A 22519-nucleotide genomic window follows, 5' to 3' on the forward strand; every position below is an offset into this window, starting at 1 on the left:
GATGTACCGCACTCTCGTCGTCGGGCTCGGCCGCGCCGGTACCGGTCTGCATCTGCCCACTCTGGACCGGCTGCGCAAGGGGACCCGCGCGGGCACACTGTTCGCCGGAGCACCGATGGTGGCCGTCGATCCAGTGCCCGCGCCCGCCACCCTCCCGCCGGGCACCGTCCGGTTGCCGACCCTGGAACTGGCGCGCGCCGAACTCGACCCGCAGCGAACCGTCGTCCACGTGTGCACGCCGCCGGACGGCCGCGACGCCGTGATCGAACGCCTTGCCCGGCTCGGGTTCGTCAACCTGCTCGTGGAGAAGCCGCTGACGGCGGACACCGCCCAGCTCACCCGGATCGAAGACCTCCGCCGGCAGTACGGGTTGCGGCTTGTCGTGGTCGCGCAGTGGCTGGTCAGCAGCCTGACCGGGCGGCTCAAGGACCACGTGGCCACCGGCGAGTTCGGTGCGCTCCGCGCGATCCGCGTCGTCCAGCGCAAACCGCGCTTCAGTCGCAGCCTGGCCACTTCGGGCCATCCGACCGCCTTCGACGTCGAGATCCCGCACGCGCTGGGCGTGGCCCTGGACCTGGCCGGGCCCGCCCGGTTGACCGACGCCGCCTGGTCGGACCTGAGGACGGACGTTGCCGTACGTCCCCGCCTGGGCACCGCGACGCTGCGCCTGACCCACGAGGGGGGTGCCTCGACCCGTATCGCCTCGGACCTGACGGCGCCGGTCCGCGAGCGGCGGATCACCTGCGAGTTCACCGAAGCGACCGTCGTGGGCCACTACCCGATCAGCCAGGACGACGGGTTTGCCCAACTCGCCGTCGAAGGGCGCGAGTTCACGAAGCGTGAGGTGTTCCCCGACGACGCGCTGCCCGAGTTCTTCCGCCATGCCTACCAACGCTTCGCCGACGGCGGGGAGTTCGGCATCGACCTGGCGGCGCGGACGGTACGCCTTGTGGACGAGGCCAAGCAGCTCTGCCTCCTGCGCGAGCGGCCGACTCCCCTCCCGGCCGGAGCGGTGCGCGATGCCGGCTGACGCCCCGCATGCCCTCGCCCCCGCCCCCGCCTGCGCCCCCGCCCTCGCCCCCGCCCTCGCCCTCGCCGGAATCGGCGACGAGGCGGGGTACGGGATCCACGCCCAGGTGGCCGCGGTCCGGGCCCTCGGCTGGGACACGATCGAGCTGCGCACCGTCGACGGAATCCCCCTGGCCGACCTCACCGAACCGGCGTTCGCACAGGTGGTCGCCGCGGTCGAGGACGCCGGGCTGCGGGTGGTCGCGGTCTGCTCGCGGATCGGCGGGTGGTCGAGGTCGGCGGACCAGGACGTCACCGCCGACCTTGCCGAACTCCGCGTCCTGAGCCGACGCTGCCGCACCCTTGGGACCCGTCATGTCCGGATCATGTCCTACCCGAGCGGGGGGCTCGCCGAGCCCCTGTGGCGCGCGGCCGTGATCGAGCGGACCAAGGCACTCGCGGACCACGCGGAGCGCACCGGCCTGAGCCTGCTGCACGAGAACTGCGCCGGCTGGGCCGGAACCAGCGCCTTGCGCATGCGCGACCTGCTGGACGCCGTGAACAGCCCCGCGCTCGGCCTGCTGTTCGACACCGGCAACGGCATCGCCTATGACTACTCCGCCTATGACCTGCTCGGCGAGATCATCGAGTGGGTCCGGCACGTCCACATCAAGGACGCCATCACGGACGCCATCACGGACGCAGAATGCCCGGCCGAGGCTCCGCGGTACTGCCTGCCGGGCCACGGCCAGTCACGGGTCGCGGACTGCCTGCGCCTGCTGCTCGACGCCGGCTACACCGGCGCACTGTCGATCGAGCCGCACCTGGCCGTGGTCCCGCACGAAGGCCGACGGGCCCCCGACGCCGAGTGCGCCGCCGCGTTCACCGCCCACGGGCGGGCGCTCACCGACCTGCTGGCAGGGCTCACCGCCGAGCGCCCCCGCAGCGCCGCTGCCACGGGAGGGGCTCGATGACCGCTCCCCTCGTCGGCCGCGCCGACCACGAACTGCTCCTGGATCTGCTGCATCTGCCCACGGCGGGACCGCTCGAGACCGGCGCCGACCTGCCCGCGCCGGAACTGTGGGCGGCGCAGCGCCGGTACGCCGAGCACGCCGCTGCCCTCGGTTTCGCGGTGCGCCACCACGCACCCTCGCGTCCCGAGGACATCGAGGCGGACGATGTGCCGCTCGCGGTGCGCGAGGCCGTGCAGGCCGGCCCCGGATTCCTCGCCTGCCAGCCCAGCCTGGTCCTTGAGCTGGGCGCGGCACATACGCGAGACCGGACCGTCATGTTCAACGTGCACCTGGACACCGTGGCCGGCATGGAACAAGTCGGCTTCGACGGACGGCGGTTCACCGGCCGGGGCGCGGTCGACGCCAAGGGACCCGCCGTCGGCCTGCTCGCCGGGATCAGGGCTGCGCTGGCCGAACGGCCCGGCCTCGCCCGCGACATCCGCATCCTCGTCCAGGCGGTCGCCGGCGAGGAGGGCGGCGCGCTGGGCACGATCGGCACCCGGCCGCTGGTCGAGCGGGGCTGGTACGGCCGCCTCAACGTGTTCTGCGAACCGACCGGCCTGCGCTATCTCCCCCGGGCCAGCGCGGCGATGACCGCCTGTGTGCGCGTCGAAGGTGACGACGCCATCGACGACCGGCCCGAGCACGGACACAACGCCACGGTGCTCCTGGGCTACTTGGCGCAGCACCTGGGCCTGGTCCTGCCACCGCTGGCCGCCGAGGGGCGCGTGTGCGTCGCCGGACTGACGACCGGCCCCCTGCACAACCGCGTGTACGGCCGCGGCGCGCTGCTGCTCAACCTCTCGTACACGAACGCCGAGACGGCGCGCCGCCTCGAAAGCGCCACAACTGACGCCCTGCACGAGGGACTCGCGGCCTTCCGCGCCCGCTTCGGCGCCGTGCGCGAGCTCGCCCGTACCGCTCGGGACGCCGCCGCGATCACCCGCCTGCACTGGCGGAAGAGGGGAATTCCCGCGCTCACGGGCACCTCGCCCTGGGCCGAGCGGCTGCTCGGCGAGGCGGCCGGCATCGGCCGCTGGCCCGACGACGAAGCCGCGTTCACCTGCGACGCGATCTGGCTGGCCGACCGCGAGGACGCGGCGACGGTGGTGTACGGGCCCGGATCGCTGGAGGGCAACCACGCGCACGCGCAGGGGGAGTACGTCGATCTGGCCGACCTGGAGTCGTTCGCCGCCGGCATCGCGAGGATCCTGCTCGCGTTCCACGACGACTGTGCCAACGACAACTGTGTCGAGGACAGCTGCGTCAATGACGGCCGCGTCAACGACAGCTGCGTCGACGACACCGAAAGCACCTGTATCAGCAGCGCCGGAAGCAAGGAGCCGTCACGGTGATCGGAACGAGCGCACCCACCGAAGTGCGCATCCCCTACGAGCAGTTGCTCGACCTCGTCACCGCCGTCTTCGCCGCGCGCGGCCTGCCTCAGGACAGAGCGCGACAGGCGTCCGAAGCGCTCTGCTACGGCGACCTGGCCGGCTTCGGCTCGCACGGCACCGCCAACCTGTCCCGGCTCTATCTGCCGCTGCTCGACGACGGACGCGCCGACCCGGCCGGCTCCCCCGTCGTCCTGGCCGATCATGGCGCGGCCCTCCTCGTCGACGCGCGGCGCGCACTGGGCCTGTGGCAGGCGAGCGAGGCCATGGACCTGGCGATCGAGCGGGCGGCGCGGTTCGGGGTCGGCCTGGTCTCCGTCCGGAACGGGACACACTTCGGCTGCGCCGGCTACCACGCCCGGCGCGCCGCCGAGCAGGGCATGGTGGGCCTGGTGGCGTCCAACTGCGGCGGGCAGCGCATCGCCCGCCCGCCCGGCGGCCGGGTGACGTTGCTGGGCACCAACCCGCTGAGCATCGCCGCGCCCGCCGGCCCGCACCCGCCGTTCGTCCTCGACATGAGCACCACCGCGGTACCGACCGGGCGGGTGCGGGCGGCGGCCCGTGCCGGCCGGACGGTCCCGCCGGGGTGGCTCGCCGACGAGGAGGGCCGGCCGGTGACCGACCCGGCGGCCTTCGACCGTGGTGAGGCGCACCTGCTCTGGCTCGGCGCGTCGAGCGGCGGCGACCACAAGGGGTTCGGACTCGGCCTGATGGTGGAGGTGCTCGCCGCCCTGGTCTCCGGCTCCGGTGCCGGTCCCGCCACCGAGGCACTGTCCGGCGACGGCCGCCCGTCGGGCCGGGACGACGACATCGGCATGCTGATGGTGGCGATCGCGCCCGGCCTGCTGCGCGGGCCGGAGGCCGTGATCCGGGACGCGGAGCAGCTGTTCGGCACCGTACTGGCCTGCCCCCCGGTCGACGAGAGCGCCCCCGTCGGCTACCCCGGCCGGCCGGAGGCGGAGCGGGCCCGGCTCCACCGCGAGCACGGCGTCCCGGTGGAGCCGGTGGTCCACCACGAACTGGCCGGGCTCGCCGCGACGCTCGGCCTGCCGTTCCCGGCAGATACGTCCGACCCGTTCCCGGCAGAAACGTCCGACCCGTTCCCGGCGGATACATCCGACCTGCCGCGCCCATCCGACACCTCCGACCAGCCGTTGCCAACCGACACCTCCGACCTGCCGTTCCCGGCGCGAGCGGGGCAGCGGTGAGGGGGCCGCGGCGGATCGCCGTCGTCGGACTCGGGGCGATCTCCCGGTTCTACCTGGCCGCGATCGAGGCATCGCCCGCCTGGCAACTGGCCGCGGTGTGCGACGTGTCGCCCGAGAGGCTGCGCCCCCACGGAGAGAGCCTGCCGGTCTACACGGACCACCGCGCGATGCTCGCCGGGGCAGAGTTGGACGCGGTGGTGGTCACCGTCCCCAACGACGTGCACGCGTCGATCGCGGCGGATGTGATCGCCGCGGGTGTCCCGGTGTGCGTGGAGAAGCCGCTGGCCACCCGGCTTGAGGACGCCGAGTCGCTGGTGGCGGCGGCCAGGGCGCGTGGGGTGTGCCTGTTCACCGCGTTCCACCGCCGCTACAACCACGAAATCACGGCCCTGCACCGCGAGTTGCGCACCGCGGCGGCACCGGTCGAGGTCACCATCCGCTACCTGGAACGGATCGAGGAACACATCGGCGGTGACGCCTGGTACCTGGACCCCACGCGGTGCGGCGGCGGCTGTGTCGCCGACAACGGGCCGAACGCCTACGACCTCGCCCGGCTGCTGACCGGCGACGTGAGCGTCGAGCACGCGCAGGTGACGTGGGACGCGCAGGGCGTGGACCGGCGCGCCACGGTGCGGCTGCGTTCCGGCAGCGGAGTACCGGTGCGCGTCGAGCTCGACTGGTCCTACCCGGGCGAGGTGAAGGACGCCACGGTCCGGCTGGCGGACGGCTCGGTGCGCACGGCGGACATGCTGCGCGGGTTCCCCGAGTTCAAGGGCTCGCTGTGGCACGAGTACGTCGGTGTGCTCGACGACTTCGAGCAGGCGATCCGGGAGCGCGGCGACCGCGGCGGCGACGGTTTCGCCGCGCTCGCGCTGACCGAGCGGACGTACCAACTCGCGCACCCCGGTGCGGTGTCGGGATCCCCGACGGCTCAGGAGGTGCCTGCGCGGTGACCGTGGAAAGCGGCGGCAAGCGAGCGGTCCACGGGATCCTGGTCAAGGTCCTGATCCATCGCAGGGACGATCGCGGCATGCGCATGGAGGAGTTCGCCGGCCGGTGCGTGCGCCGCGGTGAGGTCCACGAGCTGGTGACCACGGACCAGCAGGACACCGCGCCCGGAGCCCGGGTGGACCGGGTCGGTTTCCTCGGCTTCGCGGAAATCGGCTGCGCCGGTGTCCTCGACCGGGGCGACGAGGTCTGGATCGACGGCCAACTGGTGGGCACCGTCCTCGGCTTCGACTCCTGCCACTTCCCCAACCACTACAACATCCTGATCTCCGTCCCGGAACCGGTGACCGGGCGCGACCTCGCGCTGCGGCCGGAGACCGAGGTGCGGTTCGTGCCCACCGACGTGACCCCGGAGCCGCGCCCGGACCACCACACCGCCGCCATGCCCCTACTCATGCCCGTGCCCATGCCCACGACCCGCTCGGTCGACGACCTCGAGGAGACACCATGACCCCCGACCTCACCAACGCCCCGGTCGTCGACCGGGTGGACGCGGTGGCCGCCGCGCCCGACGTCTACCAGGCCATGGTCGCCTTCCAGCAGGTGGCCGGGAAGGGGCTCGACCCGCTCCTCGCCGAGCTGGTGCGCCTCCGCGTTTCGCAGATCAACGGCTGCACCTTCTGCATGGACCTGCACACACGCGCGGCGCGGGAGGCCGGCGAGAGCGAGCAGCGTCTCGACGCACTCCCGGCCTGGCGCGAGTCGACGCTGTTCGCCCCCGCGGACCGGGCCGCGCTCGCCCTCTGCGAGGCCCTGACCCTGTTGCCCGAGGCCGGGGTCCCCGACGCCGTGTACAAGGAGGCGGCCGCCTGCTTCGACGAGACCAGCCTCACCCACCTGCTGTGGACGGCCGCGGCGACCAACGTCTGGAACCGGATCGGCGTCGCCACGGCCATGGGCAGGCGCACGACGCAGCGCCCGGAAGCACAGGGAACCTGAGGGACGACGCCCTGGCCGCGTCGCTGCCGTGAGTCGCATCGTTTGCCCCGGGTCACGTGCCTGCGCACGGGGACCCGGGGCGAGCGAGGTCAGTCCGCCGTGGTCTCCCACCCGTAGTCCGGCAGCTCGAAGAAGTCGTCCCCGTCGACCCGGTCGGCGCTGCCGGTGGCCAGGCCCGTCAGCAGGGACTCCACTCCGGTCCGTACGGACTGCACGAACATGCCGCGCTGCCGCTGCCCCAAGTCGTCCTGCTGCCCTCGGACTTCGAAGAGGACCGTGCCGGTTCCGTTGAGGGCGAAGGCGGAGCGGCCCTGGCCGGCGTATTCGCGCGCGTCGGGATGGAGGTAGCGGCCGGTCGCGGCGAGCCTCGACTGCTCGCCGTAGGCGGCGGCGATGCCATTGGCCACGGTGAGCGCGTAGCGGCGGGACTTGTCCTGGTCCAGCTTCGGCCACTGCTTCTTGTACTTGGCCCCGTCGTTCACGCCGAGCGGCGGATAGTCCAGCGAGACCGTGATCAGCTTGCCGTCCTGAGGGCCGCCCGTGATGCGCTCGCAGGGACCCATGTGGTGCAGGTCGATGAACGCGTCGACCGACCCCTTCTCGGTGCGCATCTTCACGTACGTGTCACGGATCGCGCGCGACTCTGGGGAGAGGAAGAAGCCGGCGTCGGTCTGCTTGCCGGGGAGGTCGGAGGCCCGCGGGACGTAGTTCAGATCGGGGTTGAAGTCCCGGTTGAGGTCGTAGCCGGGCTGGTCGATGCCGTCGCCGCTGAGGCTGTGGTACCAGGCGCGCGGCGCCCCGGCCAGCTGCGGGAACTGCGCGACGGTCTGGTCCCAGGAGCGTACGTCGATACGGCGGTTGAGCTCGCCGCCGTCCGGGTTCACCATCGGCATGGCAACCAGGGTGACTTTGCTGAGGAGTTCGGCGGTCTTCGGATCAGAGCTCGAACCGAGGTCCTTGAGGATGCCGATGAGGGCCTCCGTGCCGGTGCGCTCGTTGCCGTGAATGGCGCTGGTGACCATCAGGACGCGCGGGCCGGTGCCCACGCGCGCGGCCCAGAGTTCGCGGCCCTGGGTGGTGCGCCCGGCGACGTCGACCCGCACCCGGCCCTTGCTGGTCTGCTCGATCTGCCGCAGTGTGGCGCCGAGTTGATCGTGGTCGGTCCAGCCGGACCAGGACGGATCGCCGGAAGTCTTGCAGTTGCCGGGTTCGCTTCCGGCGGCCGTGACGGTGGCCGCGGCCGGTGAGGTGACCAGCACGGTGCCTAAGGCGGCGGAGGCCGCGACGGTGGCAACGGCTGTGCGTAGCGCTCGCGTACGGGTCGTGCGGGTCGTGCGGGTCGTACGGGTGTTGCGCGTGCTGCGGTCGGTGCGCATCGGGGCGGGCTCCTCACGACGTTACGGGTGGGACTGGCGTGGGGGGCGTTCCGGACGATGCTGACCCGCGGGTCAAGGAATGGTCAATGGGGCGTACATGAATGCCCATGCCGGCGAACAGCCCGCCGTCGAGCCCGCCTGTCCCCGACCGCGGCCGGACTTCCCCTACGACCGCGGCCGGGCTTCTCCTACGACCGCGGCCCGCGGTCCCCTACGCCCGCAACGTCTCCGAAGGAGACTCCCCGAACTGCCGGCGGTACGCGAGAGAGAAGCGGCCCGGGTGCAGGAAGCCCCAGCGGGATGCGACGGCCGTGACGGTCGTGGTGCCCGGGTCGGAGGTCAGGAGTTCCTTGCGTACGCGGTCCAGGCGGACCTCGCGCAGGTACGCGAGCGGTGTCGTGTCGAGGTGGCGGCGGAAGCCCTCCTGGAGGGCCCGTACGCCGACGCCGACGCATTCCGCGATCTCGACGACGGTGAGCGGCTCGGCGGCGTGTCCCTCGATGACCTCCATCGCGCGGCGGACCGCGGGCGGTGCGACGCGTGGCTGCTCGCCCAGCAGCGCCGGCGTGTAGTTGCTGGGCTGGGCCATCAACAGCTGGGTCATGAGGAGGGATTCGAGCTGCTTGGTCACGACGGGCCGGCTTGTCATGCCGTCAGGCCCCTCCGCCTCCCGGCGCATGAGGTCGACGATGTTGAGCCAGGAGCGGGAGTCCGGCGCGGTGAGGTCCATACCGAGCGAGAAGCGGATCGGGCGGCGCACTGTGCGGCCGAGCAGACCGCCCAGGTGCGCTTCCAGGGCTGACCGGTCGAACCACACGATCAGTTGCGGATTGCCGGCACCCCAGCGCATGTCAAGGCGTCCGGCCGGAGAGGGGACGGAAGCAAGTTCGGGGGACGAGATGATCTCCTCCCGGCCGCAGGTGATCTCGGCGTGACCGGCGAGCGGTATCTGGACGAGGAAGAAGCTCTCCAGGTCACCCGGAGTGATCCGGACCTCGGCTCCGTAATCGAGGTAATACAGACCTGTCCGGTCGAAGGGTGCGCCGTGCAGCCGGGCGTCGAGCGTCGCCGAGCGCTGCACGATGCGCAGCTCATGCGGACAGAAGGCGCGGCCGACCTCGGCCCGCGCCTCCCAAATGTCCGCTGTATGAAACCGCTGGTGATTTGCGAGGGGTGGCTCTTCAGCGGGCATGTGGACCTCCACCGCCGAGTTGCGCGATCAGGACAGCGATCCGCGTGATCCGGATAGCAAAGATGATCTTTTCATACCAAGGTTGAACCCCGGCCGGGCGCCCCGCGCCCCCTCCCCCGGTCCTACGGGTGCCCCGGCTTCCCGCGACTGCCCGTCGGCCCCCTCCGGCAGGCAGCCGTGTTCCACGCATACGAACCCCCCACTCGTTGAAGCCGCCAGTCGTCAGTCGCCACGTCACCAAAACGCTGCACCGGTGCACGTCACCGCACTGCACGGCACCGCAGGCACTGCGCGGCACTGCACCGCTCACCACCGCACATACCGACCGACCCCCGGAGGTCCCCCCATGCGCAAGATCACCATCGTCGGAGCAGGCCAGGCCGGCCTCCAGCTCGGTATCGGCCTGCTCGGCCACGGCTACGACGTCACCATCGCGTCCAACCGCACCGGAGACGAGATCCGTGACGGTCGGGTCATGTCCAGCCAGGCCATGTTCGGCACCGCGCTGGCCCACGAGCGCGGCCTCGGGCTCGACTTCTGGGGCGACGCCTGCCCGCCGATCGCCGGGCTCGGCGTGAACATCGCCGACGGCCAGGGCGGCCGGGCGCTCGCCTTCGACGCCCGCCTCGACGCCACCGCCCGCTCGGTCGACCAGCGCGTCAAGATGCCGATCTGGATGGGCGAGTTCGCGCGCCGCGGCGGACGTCTTGTCATCCACGAGGCCGGCGTCGAGGACCTGGAGCGCTACGCCGCCGAGTCCGATCTGGTGATCGTCGCGGCAGGCAAGGGCGAGATCGCCGGACTGTTCGAGCGGGACGCCGAGCGTTCCCCGTACGACGCTCCGCAGCGCGCGCTGGCCCTGGCGTACGTCACCGGCATGGCACCACTCCCCCACCGCACCGGCGTCAGCTTCAACGTCATCCCGGGTGTGGGCGAGTACTTCACCATGCCCAGCCTCACCACCAGCGGCCCCTGCGACATCATGTTCTTCGAGGGCGTCCCGGGCGGCCCGCTCGACTGCTTCGACGGGCTCACCCCCGACGAGCAGCTGGCGAAGTTCCAGGAGCTGCTGCGGGCGTACGTCCCGTGGGAGGCCGAGCGCTGCACCGACATCGCGCTCACCGACCAGAACGGCACCCTCGCGGGCCGCTTCGCGCCGACCGTCCGCAAGCCCGTCGCCACGCTGCCCTCGGGCGCGCAGGTGCTCGGCCTCGCCGACGTCGTCGTCCTCAACGACCCGATCACCGGCCAGGGTTCGAACAACGCCGGCAAGTGCGCCGCCGCCTACCTCGCCGCCATCCTGGACCACGGCGAGCGCCCGTACGACGCCGCGTTCATGGAGCTGGCCTTCGGCCGCTTCTGGGACAACGCGCAGTCCGCCACGGCCTGGACGAACGCGATGCTCGGCGCCCCGCCGCAGCACATCCTGGAGCTCTTCGGCGCGGCGAGCGTCAACCCCCGGATCGCCGCCCGCTTCGTCAACGGCTTCGACGACCCGCGTGACTTCTTCCACTGGTTCATGGACCCGGTCGCCGCGAAGAACTACCTGGCTGACGTCAGCGCCTGAGGGTGCGTCAGGCTCCACCATCAGCAGCCTGATGGAACGTCAGTGATGCGCACCACACGTAACGAGAGCAGGACAGCAGGACCATGAGAAGGATCGCGGTGATCGGCGCCGGGCAGGCGGGTGCCCAACTCGCCCTGGGGCTCCAGGCGCACGGCTACGACGTCACCCTGGTCTCCGACCGCGGCCCCGACGAGATGCGTCGCGGCCCGGTCATGTCCAGCCAGTGCATGTTCGACACCGCGCTGCAGAGCGAGCGCGAACTCGGCCTGCACCGCTGGGAGGGCCAGGTCCCGGACATCACCGGCATCGCGCTCTCTCTCATCGGTCCGCACGGCACTCCTGAAGTCTCCTGGCGCGCACCGCTGGAGGGCCCCGCCCACTCCGTCGACCAGCGCGTCAAGTGTGCCGCCTGGATCGAACAGTTCGCGGAGGGCGGCCGCGGCGAGATCGTGCTGCACGAGGCGGGCGTGGCCGACCTCGAGTGGTACGCCCGTACGCACGATCTCGTCGTGGTCTCCACGGGCAAGGGCGAGCTGAGCAGCCTCTTCCCGCGCAACGCCGAGCTCTCCCCGTACGACAAGCCACGGCGCGCGCTGGCTCTGACCTACGTCACGGGAACGGCACCGCGCGAGGGGGAGGCCTCCGTTCACTACCGCATGGTCCCGGGCGTCGGCGAGTACTTCACCTTCCCCGCCCTCACCACCACCGGCCCCTGCGACATCATGGTCTTCGAGGGCGTCCCCGGCGGCCCGATGGACTGCTGGGACGACATCGTCACCCCCGAGGCCCACCTCGTCCGCTCGCTGGAGATCCTCCACCGGTTCTTCCCCGACGAGTACGAACGCTGCCGGCACGCCCGACTCACGGACAGCGGCGGTGTGTTGCGCGGCCGGGTCACCCCCACCGTCCGGCACCCCGTCGCCCGCCTGGCCTCCGGCCGGCACGTCCTCGGCATGGCCGACGCTGTCGTCCTCAACGACCCGATCACCGGCCAGGGTTCGAACAACGCTGCCCAGGCCGCGAGCCACTACCTCGACAGCACCCTGCGCCACGGCGCCGCCGAGTTCACCCCGCAGTGGATGCAGCGCACCTTCGACAGCTTCTGGCGCGGCTGGGCCCAATGGGCCGTCGGCTGGACCAACTCCCTCCTCACCGACCTGCGTCCGCACCACCACGACCTGCTCACGGCGGCTGCCGAGGTCCCCTCGGTCGCGAGCGCCCTGGCCACCGGATTCGACGACCCGCGCACGCTCTACCGCTGGTGGTTCGAGGAAGGCGAAGCGCAGCGCTTCCTCGCCGACAAGCGCGCCCAGCACGCCGCCCGCTTCGACGGCCGCGAACTGCGCCGCGCGCTGGGCCAGTACGCCACCGGCGTGACCGTGGTGACGGCCCGCACCCCCGACGGCCGCAACGTCGGCATGACCGCGAACTCCTTCACCTCCGTCTCCCTGGACCCGCCCCTCGTCCTGTGGTGCCCTGGCAAGAACGCGCCGAGCCTCCCGGACTTCACCGACGCCTCGCACTTCGCCGTCCACGTACTGGCCGCCGACCAGCACCACCTCTCCCGTCAGTTCGCCACCCCGGCCGAGGACAAGTTCCACGGCACCCCCGCCACCCACGGCATCGCCGGCACCCCCCTCCTGGACGGCGCGGTGGCACGCTTCCAGTGCCGCACCGTCCAGCGCCTCGACGCCGGCGACCACATCATCTTCCTCGGCGAGGTCGAACAGTACGAGTCCGACGGCGGCGCCCCACTGGTGTTCCACTCGGGGTACTACCACGTGGCGACGAAGCATCCGGATCTCTGACAGATCTCTGACGGATCCCTGATGGATCCCTGAGGGACACCGGCGGACAGGCGGGTCACAGTCCCAGGTCAGCCCAGGAAGCGGAGGCGGACCTGCCGGTCCCCCTCCGCAGGGCCAGTCCCAGGCCACGTACCAGGCATACCGCGTCGACCCCCTCTTCGCCCCCGGCACAGAGCCGCCGACGGCACCGGCCTGATCATCACCGAGGCCACCGCCATCAGCCCCGAGGGCCGGATCAGCCCATACGATCTGGGCATCCGGGCGCCTGCCGCACATGGGCGTACCCCTAGGACTCGTCCCGTCGTCCACCGTGTTCGCCCTGCAGTCGTTCCGCCACCATGGCAGGGCCATCGCCCTGCCCGTCGGCCTGCCACGCAGCGCGCTCCTCACCGGCATGCTCATCGCGGCCGCGGCCGAAGCGGCCACCGTCCCCCTCTTCGGCGCCCTGTCCGACCGGCTTGGCCGGCCGCCCGGTGCTCCTGGCCGCAGCCGCGTGCACCGTCCTGCTCGCGTTCCCGTTCTTCCGGGAGACGCGGGGCTGCGACCTGGCGACCGGCCACGACCGAGGGGCCCACTGAGCGGCGTGACCGAACCCGAGGGACCCGAGGGACCCGAGGGACCCGAGGGACCCACCGCACCCCTCAAATAACACCTGTTTGCATTAACCAGCGCATGCAAGTATTGTCTTCGCTTGTAAGGCGCTAACGCACTCAAAGTGCGGGCGCACCCCCCCACCCCGCAAGAGGCACTTTCATGTCGCTCAAGAAGATCCTTCCCGGCCGGCTCGGCTTCGGCACCGCCCCGCTCGGCAACATGTTCCGCGCGATCCCCGACGAGGAGGCCCGCGCCACCGTCGAGGCCGCCTGGGACCAGGGCACCCGCTACTTCGACACCGCCCCCTTCTACGGTGCGGGCCTGTCCGAGGAGCGTCTGGGCGAGGTCCTGTCCGCCAAGCCCCGTGGCGAGTACGTCCTGTCCACAAAGGTCGGTCGGGTCGTCCTCGACGAGCTGGAGGAGGGTGCCCGCGACCTCGGTGAGAAGGGTGGCCTGTTCGAGCACGGCAACCCGAACAAGATGCTCCACGTGTGGACCGCCGAGGCCACCGAGCGGTCCATCGAGGACAGTCTCAAGCGCCTGGGCACCGACCGCCTGGACATCGTCTGGGTCCACGACATCGCCCAGGACTTCCACGGCGACCTGTGGCTGCAGAAGTTCGAGGAGGCCCGTACCGGCGCCTTCCGCGTCCTGTCCCGCCTGCGTGACGAGGGCGTGATCAAGGCCTGGGGCCTGGGCGTGAACAAGACCGAGCCCATCGAGCTGACCCTCGCCCTGGACGAGCCGAAGCCCGACGGATTCCTCCTCGCCGGCCGCTACACCCTCCTGGACCACGAGCACGCCCTGCAGCGGCTGCTCCCCATGGCGCAGGAGCACAACGTCGACATGGTCGTCGGCGGCCCCTACAGCTCCGGCATCCTCGCCGGCGGCGCCCACTTCGAGTACCAGCAGGCCCCGCCGGAGATCATCGAGAAGGTCTCGCGCCTGAAGGCCCTGGCCCACAAGCACGGCGTCTCCATCAAGGCCGCCGCCCTCCAGTTCTCCCTGGCCCACCCCGTCTCCGCCGCCGTCGTCGCCGGCGCCACCCGGCCCAGCCGCATCGCCGAGGACATCGCCGCCCTGAACGAGACCGTCCCGGCCGCGTTCTGGGACGAGCTGCGCGCCGCCGGCCTCGTCAGCCCGGCCGCCCCGCTGCCCAACAACGCCTGACACCCACCACCCCCCACGCACGTCCGCACAGGAGAAAGATCATGGCTTCCACGTCCGTCTCCCGCACCGTCCCCGCCTCCCCCGACAAGGTCTGGAGCCTCATCGGCGGCTTCGACGCCCTGCCCGACTGGCTCCCCTACATCCCCGAGAGCACGCCGCTCGAGGGCGGTCGGGTCCGCCGCCTGGCCAACGCCGAGGGCGAGGTCATCATCGAACGCCTCGTCGACTTCAACGAGGCCGAGCGCCACTACAGCTATGCCATCCTCCAGGCCCCGTTCCCCGTCAACGGCTACGTCTCCACCCTGCGCGTCCACGCGATCCCCGGCCACGACGACATCGCCGAGGTCCAGTGGTCCGGCCGCTTCAACCCCGACCACGCCACCGAGCAGGAAGTCGTCGACCTCTTCACCGGCATCTACGCCGACGGCCTCGACGCACTCCACAAGACCCTCACCGCCTGACACCACAGGCGCAGGCACAGACCGCACCACCGACCCGCCCGGCCCGGACACGCCCCACGCGTGCCCGGGCCGCGGGCGAGGACCTGCCCGGGTGTTCGACGGCGAGGAGGCGATCACTCTGATCCCCGACCCTGAGTCCGGAGCCCAGGGCACCATGTGCAGCGGGCCGGCCCCCCGACCAACTGAGGCAGGTCGTCCGGGACTTCCACGACGGGCCTCGCCGGGCCCGCTGATCGACCCGGCGAAGCGCGACGACCGCTCGCGCTGCGCTGGGCATGACCGTTGCGTCCGGGCGGATCCAGCCGGACCGCCCGGACGAACTGATGGCTGCCGGTGCTCGCCTCTGCGAGGCTCGATTCAGCGCAGAGGGTCGTACGGCGACAGGTCGATCTCAGGGTCGGCCTGCCGGGCCAGGCGGGCCGCGATCGCGCCCGCGTAAGGGCCGACCATCAGACCCGACGCCCCGAGACCGTTCACCACGACAAGTCCGGGCACCTGCGGGACCTCGCCCAGCAAGGGGCGGATGTCAGGTCCGACCGGACGGAAGCCGATGCGGGTCTCCACGTGCGTCGCGTCGGCCAGTCCGGGCGCGACCGACAGCGCTTCGCCGAGCACTTCCGCGATCCCGGCCGCGGTGATCCGGTGATCGAAGCCCACGTCGTCCTCGCGCGTGGCGCCGACGACGACCCGTGAGTCGTCGAAGGACAGGAGGTAGTGCCGCGACCGCGGCAGCACCACAGGCCAGTTCGCCGTGTCGGCGCCCGGCATCCGCAAATGCGCGATCTGCCCGCGCTGAGGCGCGATCCGTATGTGGACGCCCAGCGGTTCGAGCAACTGCGGCGCCCAGGCGCCGGCCGCCACGATCACCGAGTCCGCAGCGACGAAGACATCGTCGATCCGTACCCCTTGCACCGCTCCGTCGGCGACGATCGTGGCCGTTCCCTCGACGATCCGTGCGCCGTGCCGCACTGCCGCGCGACACATGGCATCACGGACCGAGCGGCCGTCCAGCCGTGCTCCCCCTGGAACATGGATCGCCGGGCCGTCGTGGGCAAGTGGCGGGAACAGCTCCCGCGCCCGGCGCGCGCCGATCAGTTCCACCTTGCCGGCCGACGGAGACTCCTCCGCGCGCGCGGACACACGTTTCAGCACCTCGGTGGACTCGGTCTCTTCCACGAGGCGCAGCGAGCCGACCTGCCGGTAGCCGAACTCGGTCTCACCGTCCGTCGCCAGCGCCGCCCGGAGCTCCCGGTAGTACTCCGCGCCGGCCACCGCGATCCGGTACCAGTCCTCGTCGTCCACCTCGGACGACCACGGGCAGATGATGCCCGCGCCGGCCGACGTCGCGCGCCCCGGGACCCGGGAGTCCACCAGCACCACGTCCGCCCCGGTCCGCGCCAGGTCGTAGCCTGCCGCCGCACCGGCGATGCCGCACCCGACCACCACTACGCGCATCTTCCGCCTCTCCTGCCTCGACCTCTCCTGCCTCGACTCTGTTCCGCTCACTACTTCACGCCTCCCATGTGTCGTCGCACCCATGGCGTCAACAGGTGCATGACAATCCCTGCCCCCATGACCGCAGCTCCGACCCCTGCGAAGTAGGCGACCTCGGTCTCGGGCCTGTAGAGCTGCACCAGCTGCGCGTTGATACCTCCCGCCGCCGCGGAGGCCAGGAACCACAAACTCATCATCTGCGCCAGGAAGGCTCGCGGCGCGAGTTTGGTGGTGGCGGAGAGCCCGACCGGCGAGAGGCACATCGAACCGCAGATCACGATGAAGTAGCTCGCGACGAGCCACCACGGACTGGCGGTCTCGTGCACGCCGTTCAACAGTCCTGGGCCCGCCATCAGGATGAACGAGGCTCCGCCGAGCAGCAGTCCGACGGCGAACTTGCGCGGCGTGGCCGGCTGTCTGTCCCCCAGCTTGATCCACAGCCAGGCGAAGGCCGGAGCCAGGAGAAGAGTGGCGACCGGGTTCAGCGACTGGAACCAGGAGGACGGGACCGCCATCCCGAAGATCCGGAGGTCGGTCCGTGTGTCGGCGAACTGTGCGAGCACCGAACCCGACTGTTCGTTGACCACCCAGTAGAACACCGCGCCGATGAAGAGCGGCACATAGGCGATCAGCCGGGACCGCTCCACGGGATCGGTGTGCGAGCTGCGCAGCATCATGATCAGATAGCCCGCCGGCACCAGCACGGCGAGCACCGACACGACGTTGATCAGCGTCTGCACCGTCAGCGAATCCACAACGCCGAGCAACACCACCGCGACAACCACCACGACGGCACCCACGGTCGAGCGCCTCACCACCTGGCGCAGTTCACCGGGCTGAAGCGCCTGCGTCGGCGCGTCTCCGGCCTGTCCCAGGCTCTTCCGGCCCCGGGTGTACACGGCCAGCCCCGCCGCCATGCCGACCGCGGCGAGGCCGAAGCCGAGGTGGTAGTCGACCTGCTGCCCGAGCGTGCCCACCAGATACGGCGCCACGAAGGCACCCAGGTTGATGCCCATGTAGAAGAGGGAGAACCCGGCATCACGGCGATGGTCGGCGGGCGCGTACAACTCACCCACCATGCTGGACACGTTGGGCTTGAGGAGCCCTGTGCCGAGCACGATCAACAGCATCGACACGAGCAGCGCGGGCAGGCCGCCGGGAACCGCCAGCGCCAGGTGACCGCCCATGATCAGAAATCCGCCCAGCAGAACCGCGCGGCGCATGCCCAGCAGTCGGTCGGCCGTCCAGCCTCCGAGGACGCCCGACATGTAGACCAGGGCGCCGTAGACGGACACGAGCGCGGCCGCGGTGGGCTTGTCGAGGCCGAGCCCACCGTCCGAGGTGCGGTCGTACAGGTAGTACAGCAGGATCGCGGACATCCCGTAGTAGGAGAACCGCTCCCACGCCTCGAGGAAGAACAGCGTGGCGAGGCTGCGTGGATGCCCGAAGAAGCCTCGCTCGTCGGATGGAACCTTCGTCAGTTCGAGTTCGCTCATTGCCGCCTCTCAGTGGTGGTGTGCACCGCGGAGGTGAACCGCGGTCAGCAGAGAGTTCCGTCGGGGCGCCGCAGCAGAGGACGGTCGACCGCCCAGAGCACCTCTGCCGCTTCGATGCCGCGGTTGTGAATGGCGTGTGGAATCCGGGACTTGAAGTGGATCGAGTCGCCCCCGGCGAGCACAGCGGTCTCGTCCGGCAGCAGAAACGTCAGCTCGCCGCGCAGCACGTAGCAGAACTCCTCGCCGTCGTGCTGTGTGAACGGTGACGGCTCGTCCGTCGGGCGCACCTTGGTGACCAGTGCTTCGATGCGCTGCTCCACCAGGTCCGCGGTCAGGACGCGGTGCTCGCGCTCCCCCATCACCACCCGCTCGACGAGCGGGTCGTCGTGCCGAGCGATCGCGTAGGCGTGCCTGCCTCGACGGCCGGCGGCGCCCAGCAGGTCGGAGGCGTCCACCTCCAGCGCGTCGGCCAGCGCGAAGAGCGAGGTCAGTGAGATCGAGTTGATGCCTCGCTCGGCCAGCGAGAGGAAGCCGGCCGACAGCCCGCAGCGTTCCGCCAGGTCCCGAAGTGTCAGACCATGCCGCGTGCGGAGCCGTTTGATCTCCGCCCCCACCAGGCGAGCGGGCTCTCGGGCCGCCCGGTCGGCCGGATTCACGCTGTCGACCACAGCTCCTGCCCCTTCCCCCGCCCGCGTGGCACCGTTCGGCCGTTCGGTGATGAAGCGTCACATCCCGCTACTCGCTGTCGAGATCAGCACGCGGCATGACGCTGACGTAGTCGCCTCGTGCGACGACCTCCGGCGGCTCGTGGACGATCCCCTTCGTGGTCTGACCGCGCTCTCCCGGATCTGTGCTGATCAGTTTCACGACCTCGGTACGCATCGTGCGGGACCGGTTGCCCACCCGGATGAGTTCGCAGCGGACCTCGATGTAGTCACCGACGTGACACACCGCGGTGAAGTCGACGCTCTCCCAGCGGGCGAGGTATCCGGCGGACTCGCCACGCATCACACCCAGCATCGCGCCGGCGTCGGACATCAACTGCATGTAATGCGCGGCCGGGATGACTCCACCCGCGTACTTGGTGTCATCGGCCCGCAGTCGCACACGGAGCGTGGTGCTGGTCGGGGTGCCGTCCATCATGTGCCTCCTGGTCGTGGAAGAAGTGGAAGAGGTGGAAGAGGTGGCGCCCGGTCACTCGGGGAAGTGGCATGCGACGGTGCGCTCGCCGGCGCCGGCCGGCTCGAGTGCGGGGTCGAGCGAGGCGCACAGGTCGCTCGCCTTCCAGCAGCGGGTACGGAACGCGCAGCCCGACGGCACCCTGGCGGGCGAGGGGAGGTCGCCCTGAAGCACGATGCGGGCACCGCGCGCGTTCGCGTCGGGGTCGGGTGCGGGCGCCGACGACAGCAATGCCTTGGTGTAGGGGTGCTTCGGGTCGTCGTACACGGTGTCGGTGGGGCCGTACTCCACGATGCGGCCGAGGTACATCACCGCGATGTGATCGGAGATGGTCGCGACGACGCTCAGGTTGTGTGCGATGAAGATGTACGCGACGCCGAGCTCGTCCTGGAGGTCCTTGAGCAGATTGATGACCTGTGCCTGGATCGACACGTCGAGCGCGGAGACGGGTTCGTCGCAGATGACCACGTCCGAGCCGGAGGCCAGAGCCCGTGCCAGACCGACGCGTTGCTGCTGTCCGCCCGAGAGCTGGCTGGGCCGCCGGTCGGCCAGGTAGCCGGGGAGGCCGACGGCGTCCATCAGTTCCGCCGCACGTGCGTCGCGCTCGGCGCGTGGGCCCTTGGAACGCAGCACGTCGAGCGGTTCGCGGATGATCTGCTGGACGGTCATCCGCGGATCGAGGGAGGTGAACGGCGACTGGAAGACCATCTGCACGCGCCGCATCAGCTCGTCCCGCCGGCGTCGCCCCACCGCGTCCACGCGGTGTCCGGCGACCGAGAGGGAACCGCTGGTCGGCTCCTCCAGGCCGACGAGAAGTCGGGCGAGGGTGGACTTGCCGCATCCCGACTCGCCGACGACGCCGACGGTCTTGCCGGCGGGCACCTCCAACGAGACACCCCGGACGGCCTGGATGAGGCCGCCCTTGCCATGGCCCGGGTACGACTTGACGAGTGCGTCCGCCGACAGCACGGGATCCGCCACCCGGGCCTCGTCCCGGACGGCCGGATCAGTCGGCACCATGGAAATTCTCCTTCCAGTATCGGCAGGCCGACGCGTGGCCCGGTGCGACGATCTCGAGGCCGGCGGGAACCGACGCGCAGTCGGCCCGCGCGTAGGCGCACCGGGTGTGGAAGCGGCATCCGCTCGGCCGCGTCGTCGGGCTCGGCGGCGAGCCGGGGATCGACGCGAGACGCTCCGCGCGCCGGTCCGACCGTGGTACGGCGTTCAGGAGGCCTTCCGTGTACGGGTGCCGTGGCGAGGTGAAGATGTCCCGCATGCCGCCGGACTCGACCACGGCGCCCGCGTACATCACGGTGACGCGTTCCGCGATCTCGGCGACGACTCCCATGTCGTGCGTGATGATCACGAGCGCCATCCCGGTCTCCTGGCGCAGGTCCCGCAGCAGCTGCAGGATCTGCGCCTGGATCGTCACGTCGAGTGCCGTGGTCGGTTCGTCGGCGATCAGCAGGTCCGGATCGAGGGCGAGTCCGGTGGCGATCAGAACGCGTTGCCGCATCCCGCCGGAGAACTGGTGGGGATAGTCCTTGAGGCGTTCCGCCGCCGACGGAATCCCCACCAGGTCCAGGAGTTCGACCGCTCGCTTCCGGCAGCGTCCCGCGCTCCAGCCTTTGCGGATACGGAGCGCCTCGGTGAGCTGGTAGCCCACGGTGAGGGACGGGTTCAGCGAGGACAGCGCGTCCTGGGCGATCAGCGCCATCCGGTCGCCCCGGATCTCCCGCATGCGCCGGTTCGACAGGGTGGCCAGTTGCACGCCGTCGAAGGCGACCGCTCCCCGGATCCGTGTGCGTCTGTTCTCCGGATACAGGCGCAATACGGCTCGCATCGCCGCCGACTTGCCCGAGCCCGACTCTCCGACGATGGCCACCGACTCGCCGCGGCCGATGGACAACCCGAAGTCGTTCACGGCGGCGACGGTGCCGAGCGGGGTCATGAATTCGACCGAGAGCTGCTCGACCGTCAGCAGTGGACTGTCGTTCTCGCGCGTGGCTGACGTCATGTCCCCTCCTCGGCCGGTCACTTCAGCCTGATGTCCTGGAGGGTGATTCCCTCACCCATCTCCGGCGTCCAGACCATGCGGTCACTCAGGCCGTACATGGCGTCCGGCTGCCACATGGCCCCCACGGCGTACTGGTCGTGGATGACCTTCTGGGCCTTCTGCCAGAGCTCGGTGTTCTTCTTCTCGTCCGTCGTCCGGCCGGCCTCGGCCGACAGGTCGTCGAATTCCTTGATCCGGGCGATGCTCGACGTGGCGGAGGACTGGATGAAGGAGTTCAGCTTGCTGGCGTCGCCCTCACCGAAGTCCCAGCCGATGATGTAGAAGGGGCCCGCGCTGCCGCTCGTCATCTGGTTGATGAGACGGCCCCACTCGACGGTCTGGGGCTTGATGTCAAAGCCGGCCGCGTCGAGTTGCTGGTTCATCGCTTCGTAGATCTGCTTGTCCGCCGGGTAGCGACCCTCCGAAGTCTTGGTGTGGAGGGTGAGCTTGCCGGTGTACCCGGCCTCCTTGAGGAGTTCACGGGACTTCTTCGGGTCGTAGCTGTACGGCTGGATCGACTTGTCGAACTGCTTGACGTCCGGGTCCATCGGAACATTGAGAACTCGTCCGTGTCCCTTGAGGAGTTCGTCGACGATCCCCTTCACGTCGATGGCGTGCGCGAACGCCTCGCGGACCTTCGGGTTGTCGAAGGGCGGCTTTCGCATATCAAGGAGCACGGTGTTGACGAGGCCCTTGTGGCTCGATGCCACGTGCACGCCGTCCGCGTCGTCGACGTGCTTGACCTCTTCGACCGGAACCCGCTCGATCATGTCCACTTCGTGGGCGCGCAAGGCGTCCACGCGTGTCTTGTCCTCGGGCACGAACACGAAGGTCGCCCCTGTCACCTGCGGCTTCCTGCCCCAGTACGAGGTGTTCGGCGATACGGTCACCGACTGCCCCTTGTTCCAGGAGGCCAGCTTGTACGGGCCCGTGCCGATGGGCTTCTCGGCGACCTTGGCGTAGCCGGCCTCGCTGAAGTACTTGGGTGGCACGATGTAGACGCGGCCGGTTCCGCCGAAGGGCTGCATGCGTCGCGGGAGCACGGGATCGGGGTACTTGGTGACGATGTCGACGGTGTATTCGTCGACCGCCTTGACTTCCTTGACGGACGCGATCTGACTGGCGCTGACCGACGAGGTCGTCTTCGGGTCCAGGATGCGTTCGATCGAGTATTTGACCGCCTCGGCGTCGAAGGGTTCGCCGTTCGTGAACTTGACGCCCTTGCGCAGTTCGAAGCGCCAAGTCGTGGGGGTGACGAGCTTGTAGGACGTGGCGAGCTTCGGGACCAGCTTGTGCGTCTTCTTGTCGAGGTCGAGCAGGGTCTCGTAGATCTGGTTCATGATGGCGAGGTCGGGACCGCTCGCCGAACGCTGGGGGTCGAGCATGTCCACCCCGGCACTCAGCGCGATCTTTATCCTGCCGTTTCCGCCGCCGCCCTTCGCCGAAGGGTCTTCGACGGAGCATGCTGAGCTTCCTGCCAGGAGGGTTCCGGTGGCGATAGCCGCCACCAGCCGGCTGGATCCTCTCATTACGGATCTCCTTACCTGCGCACAGGC

20 protein-coding genes are annotated in these 22519 nt (G+C 70.5%); 11 read left to right on the forward strand and 9 right to left on the reverse strand.

What is annotated here, in order from left to right; genetic code table 11:
• Position 1 precedes the first annotated feature (1 nt).
• The 7 genes from EOT10_RS16490 to EOT10_RS16520 are packed head-to-tail and all read left to right on the forward strand — an operon-like array spanning position 2 to position 6570.
• A complete protein-coding gene (locus tag EOT10_RS16490) occupies positions 2-1030 on the forward strand; it encodes a Gfo/Idh/MocA family oxidoreductase (RefSeq protein ID WP_127828977.1) in 1029 nt (342 codons plus the stop codon).
• Positions 1020-1982 carry a sugar phosphate isomerase/epimerase family protein gene (locus EOT10_RS16495; RefSeq protein WP_127828978.1) on the forward strand — a complete coding sequence of 321 codons (963 nt, stop codon included), beginning with the start codon at positions 1020-1022 and terminating at the stop codon, positions 1980-1982. Before EOT10_RS16490 ends, EOT10_RS16495 begins: the two co-directional genes overlap by 11 nt.
• A complete protein-coding gene (locus EOT10_RS16500; protein ID WP_127828979.1) occupies positions 1979-3376 on the forward strand; it encodes a M20/M25/M40 family metallo-hydrolase in 1398 nt (465 codons plus the stop codon). The genes EOT10_RS16495 and EOT10_RS16500 overlap by 4 nt, the downstream gene beginning before the upstream one ends.
• Positions 3373-4623, forward strand: coding sequence for an Ldh family oxidoreductase (locus EOT10_RS16505; RefSeq protein ID WP_127828980.1), 1251 nt, complete (start codon positions 3373-3375; stop codon positions 4621-4623). The genes EOT10_RS16500 and EOT10_RS16505 overlap by 4 nt, the downstream gene beginning before the upstream one ends.
• Positions 4620-5576, forward strand: coding sequence for a Gfo/Idh/MocA family protein (locus tag EOT10_RS16510; protein ID WP_127828981.1), 957 nt, complete (start codon positions 4620-4622; stop codon positions 5574-5576). The genes EOT10_RS16505 and EOT10_RS16510 overlap by 4 nt, the downstream gene beginning before the upstream one ends.
• Entirely contained in the window at positions 5573-6082 is a 510-nt protein-coding gene (locus EOT10_RS16515) for a DUF6917 domain-containing protein (RefSeq protein ID WP_223281007.1), read from the forward strand. The genes EOT10_RS16510 and EOT10_RS16515 overlap by 4 nt, the downstream gene beginning before the upstream one ends.
• A complete protein-coding gene (locus tag EOT10_RS16520; protein WP_127828982.1) occupies positions 6079-6570 on the forward strand; it encodes a carboxymuconolactone decarboxylase family protein in 492 nt (163 codons plus the stop codon). Before EOT10_RS16515 ends, EOT10_RS16520 begins: the two co-directional genes overlap by 4 nt.
• Before the next feature lie 89 nt (positions 6571-6659).
• Here EOT10_RS16520 and EOT10_RS16525 read toward each other — a convergent pair whose 3' ends face one another.
• Together EOT10_RS16525 and EOT10_RS16530 are read right to left on the reverse strand one after the other, a co-directional pair.
• Entirely contained in the window at positions 6660-7946 is a 1287-nt protein-coding gene (locus tag EOT10_RS16525) for a M14 family metallopeptidase (RefSeq protein ID WP_127828983.1), read from the reverse strand.
• 211 nt (positions 7947-8157) lie between these two features.
• Positions 8158-9138 (reverse strand): AraC family transcriptional regulator, encoded by a 981-nt coding sequence (locus EOT10_RS16530; RefSeq protein WP_127828984.1) that lies wholly within the window; start codon positions 9136-9138, stop codon positions 8158-8160.
• 346 nt (positions 9139-9484) lie between these two features.
• Here EOT10_RS16530 and EOT10_RS16535 point away from each other — a divergent pair, with 346 nt between their 5' ends.
• The 4 genes from EOT10_RS16535 (at position 9485) to EOT10_RS16555 (ending at position 14738) form a co-directional block, all read left to right on the forward strand.
• Positions 9485-10705 (forward strand): styrene monooxygenase/indole monooxygenase family protein, encoded by a 1221-nt coding sequence (locus EOT10_RS16535; RefSeq protein ID WP_127828985.1) that lies wholly within the window; start codon positions 9485-9487, stop codon positions 10703-10705.
• Between the two features lie 83 nt (positions 10706-10788).
• Entirely contained in the window at positions 10789-12513 is a 1725-nt protein-coding gene (locus EOT10_RS16540) for a flavin reductase (protein WP_127828986.1), read from the forward strand.
• A 753-nt stretch (positions 12514-13266) separates the two neighbouring features.
• The gene (locus tag EOT10_RS16550; RefSeq protein ID WP_127828987.1) at positions 13267-14277 is read left to right on the forward strand and encodes an aldo/keto reductase; all 1011 of its coding nucleotides are present in this window, start codon (positions 13267-13269) and stop codon (positions 14275-14277) included.
• Positions 14278-14318: 41 nt separating this feature from the next.
• Positions 14319-14738: an SRPBCC family protein gene (locus EOT10_RS16555; RefSeq protein WP_127828988.1), complete on the forward strand. Its 420-nt coding sequence runs from the start codon at positions 14319-14321 to the stop codon at positions 14736-14738.
• A gap of 357 nt (positions 14739-15095) precedes the next feature.
• On the opposite strand, the gene EOT10_RS16560 is transcribed toward EOT10_RS16555, so the two are convergent.
• The 7 genes from EOT10_RS16560 to EOT10_RS16590 all read right to left on the reverse strand — a co-directional run bounded on the left by EOT10_RS16560 (position 15096) and on the right by EOT10_RS16590 (position 22492).
• A complete protein-coding gene (locus tag EOT10_RS16560; protein ID WP_127828989.1) occupies positions 15096-16193 on the reverse strand; it encodes an NAD(P)/FAD-dependent oxidoreductase in 1098 nt (365 codons plus the stop codon).
• 50 nt (positions 16194-16243) lie between these two features.
• Positions 16244-17728 carry a peptide MFS transporter gene (locus EOT10_RS16565; protein WP_127828990.1) on the reverse strand — a complete coding sequence of 495 codons (1485 nt, stop codon included), beginning with the start codon at positions 17726-17728 and terminating at the stop codon, positions 16244-16246.
• A 44-nt stretch (positions 17729-17772) separates the two neighbouring features.
• A complete protein-coding gene (locus EOT10_RS16570) occupies positions 17773-18396 on the reverse strand; it encodes a helix-turn-helix domain-containing protein (protein ID WP_127828991.1) in 624 nt (207 codons plus the stop codon).
• 67 nt (positions 18397-18463) lie between these two features.
• Positions 18464-18868 (reverse strand): hotdog fold domain-containing protein, encoded by a 405-nt coding sequence (locus EOT10_RS16575; protein ID WP_189491653.1) that lies wholly within the window; start codon positions 18866-18868, stop codon positions 18464-18466.
• A gap of 54 nt (positions 18869-18922) precedes the next feature.
• Entirely contained in the window at positions 18923-19927 is a 1005-nt protein-coding gene (locus EOT10_RS16580; RefSeq protein ID WP_127828993.1) for an ABC transporter ATP-binding protein, read from the reverse strand.
• Positions 19914-20924, reverse strand: a complete 1011-nt coding sequence (locus EOT10_RS16585) for an ABC transporter ATP-binding protein (protein WP_127828994.1) — start codon at positions 20922-20924, stop codon at positions 19914-19916. Before EOT10_RS16585 ends, EOT10_RS16580 begins: the two co-directional genes overlap by 14 nt.
• A gap of 17 nt (positions 20925-20941) precedes the next feature.
• Positions 20942-22492, reverse strand: a complete 1551-nt coding sequence (locus tag EOT10_RS16590) for an ABC transporter substrate-binding protein (protein ID WP_127828995.1) — start codon at positions 22490-22492, stop codon at positions 20942-20944.
• Positions 22493-22519: the final 27 nt, after the last annotated feature.

Source organism: Streptomyces antnestii, from assembly GCF_004005495.1.
GTDB lineage: Bacteria > Actinomycetota > Actinomycetes > Streptomycetales > Streptomycetaceae > Streptomyces > Streptomyces antnestii.

Excerpts from the sequence above, each read along its gene's own strand:
- EOT10_RS16490 (WP_127828977.1), top strand. The coding sequence starts at position 2 with ATGTACCGCACTCTCGTCGTCGGGCTCGGCCGCGCCGGTACCGGTCTG.
- EOT10_RS16495 (WP_127828978.1), top strand. The coding sequence starts at position 1,020 with ATGCCGGCTGACGCCCCGCATGCCCTCGCCCCCGCCCCCGCCTGCGCC.
- EOT10_RS16500 (WP_127828979.1), top strand. The coding sequence starts at position 1,979 with ATGACCGCTCCCCTCGTCGGCCGCGCCGACCACGAACTGCTCCTGGAT.
- EOT10_RS16520 (WP_127828982.1), top strand. The coding sequence starts at position 6,079 with ATGACCCCCGACCTCACCAACGCCCCGGTCGTCGACCGGGTGGACGCG.
- EOT10_RS16525 (WP_127828983.1), bottom strand. The coding sequence starts at position 7,946 with ATGCGCACCGACCGCAGCACGCGCAACACCCGTACGACCCGCACGACC.
- EOT10_RS16530 (WP_127828984.1), bottom strand. The coding sequence starts at position 9,138 with ATGCCCGCTGAAGAGCCACCCCTCGCAAATCACCAGCGGTTTCATACA.
- EOT10_RS16535 (WP_127828985.1), top strand. The coding sequence starts at position 9,485 with ATGCGCAAGATCACCATCGTCGGAGCAGGCCAGGCCGGCCTCCAGCTC.
- EOT10_RS16540 (WP_127828986.1), top strand. The coding sequence starts at position 10,789 with ATGAGAAGGATCGCGGTGATCGGCGCCGGGCAGGCGGGTGCCCAACTC.
- EOT10_RS16550 (WP_127828987.1), top strand. The coding sequence starts at position 13,267 with ATGTCGCTCAAGAAGATCCTTCCCGGCCGGCTCGGCTTCGGCACCGCC.
- EOT10_RS16555 (WP_127828988.1), top strand. The coding sequence starts at position 14,319 with ATGGCTTCCACGTCCGTCTCCCGCACCGTCCCCGCCTCCCCCGACAAG.
- EOT10_RS16560 (WP_127828989.1), bottom strand. The coding sequence starts at position 16,193 with ATGCGCGTAGTGGTGGTCGGGTGCGGCATCGCCGGTGCGGCGGCAGGC.
- EOT10_RS16565 (WP_127828990.1), bottom strand. The coding sequence starts at position 17,728 with ATGAGCGAACTCGAACTGACGAAGGTTCCATCCGACGAGCGAGGCTTC.
- EOT10_RS16575 (WP_189491653.1), bottom strand. The coding sequence starts at position 18,868 with ATGGACGGCACCCCGACCAGCACCACGCTCCGTGTGCGACTGCGGGCC.
- EOT10_RS16580 (WP_127828993.1), bottom strand. The coding sequence starts at position 19,927 with ATGGTGCCGACTGATCCGGCCGTCCGGGACGAGGCCCGGGTGGCGGAT.
- EOT10_RS16585 (WP_127828994.1), bottom strand. The coding sequence starts at position 20,924 with ATGACGTCAGCCACGCGCGAGAACGACAGTCCACTGCTGACGGTCGAG.
- EOT10_RS16590 (WP_127828995.1), bottom strand. The coding sequence starts at position 22,492 with ATGAGAGGATCCAGCCGGCTGGTGGCGGCTATCGCCACCGGAACCCTC.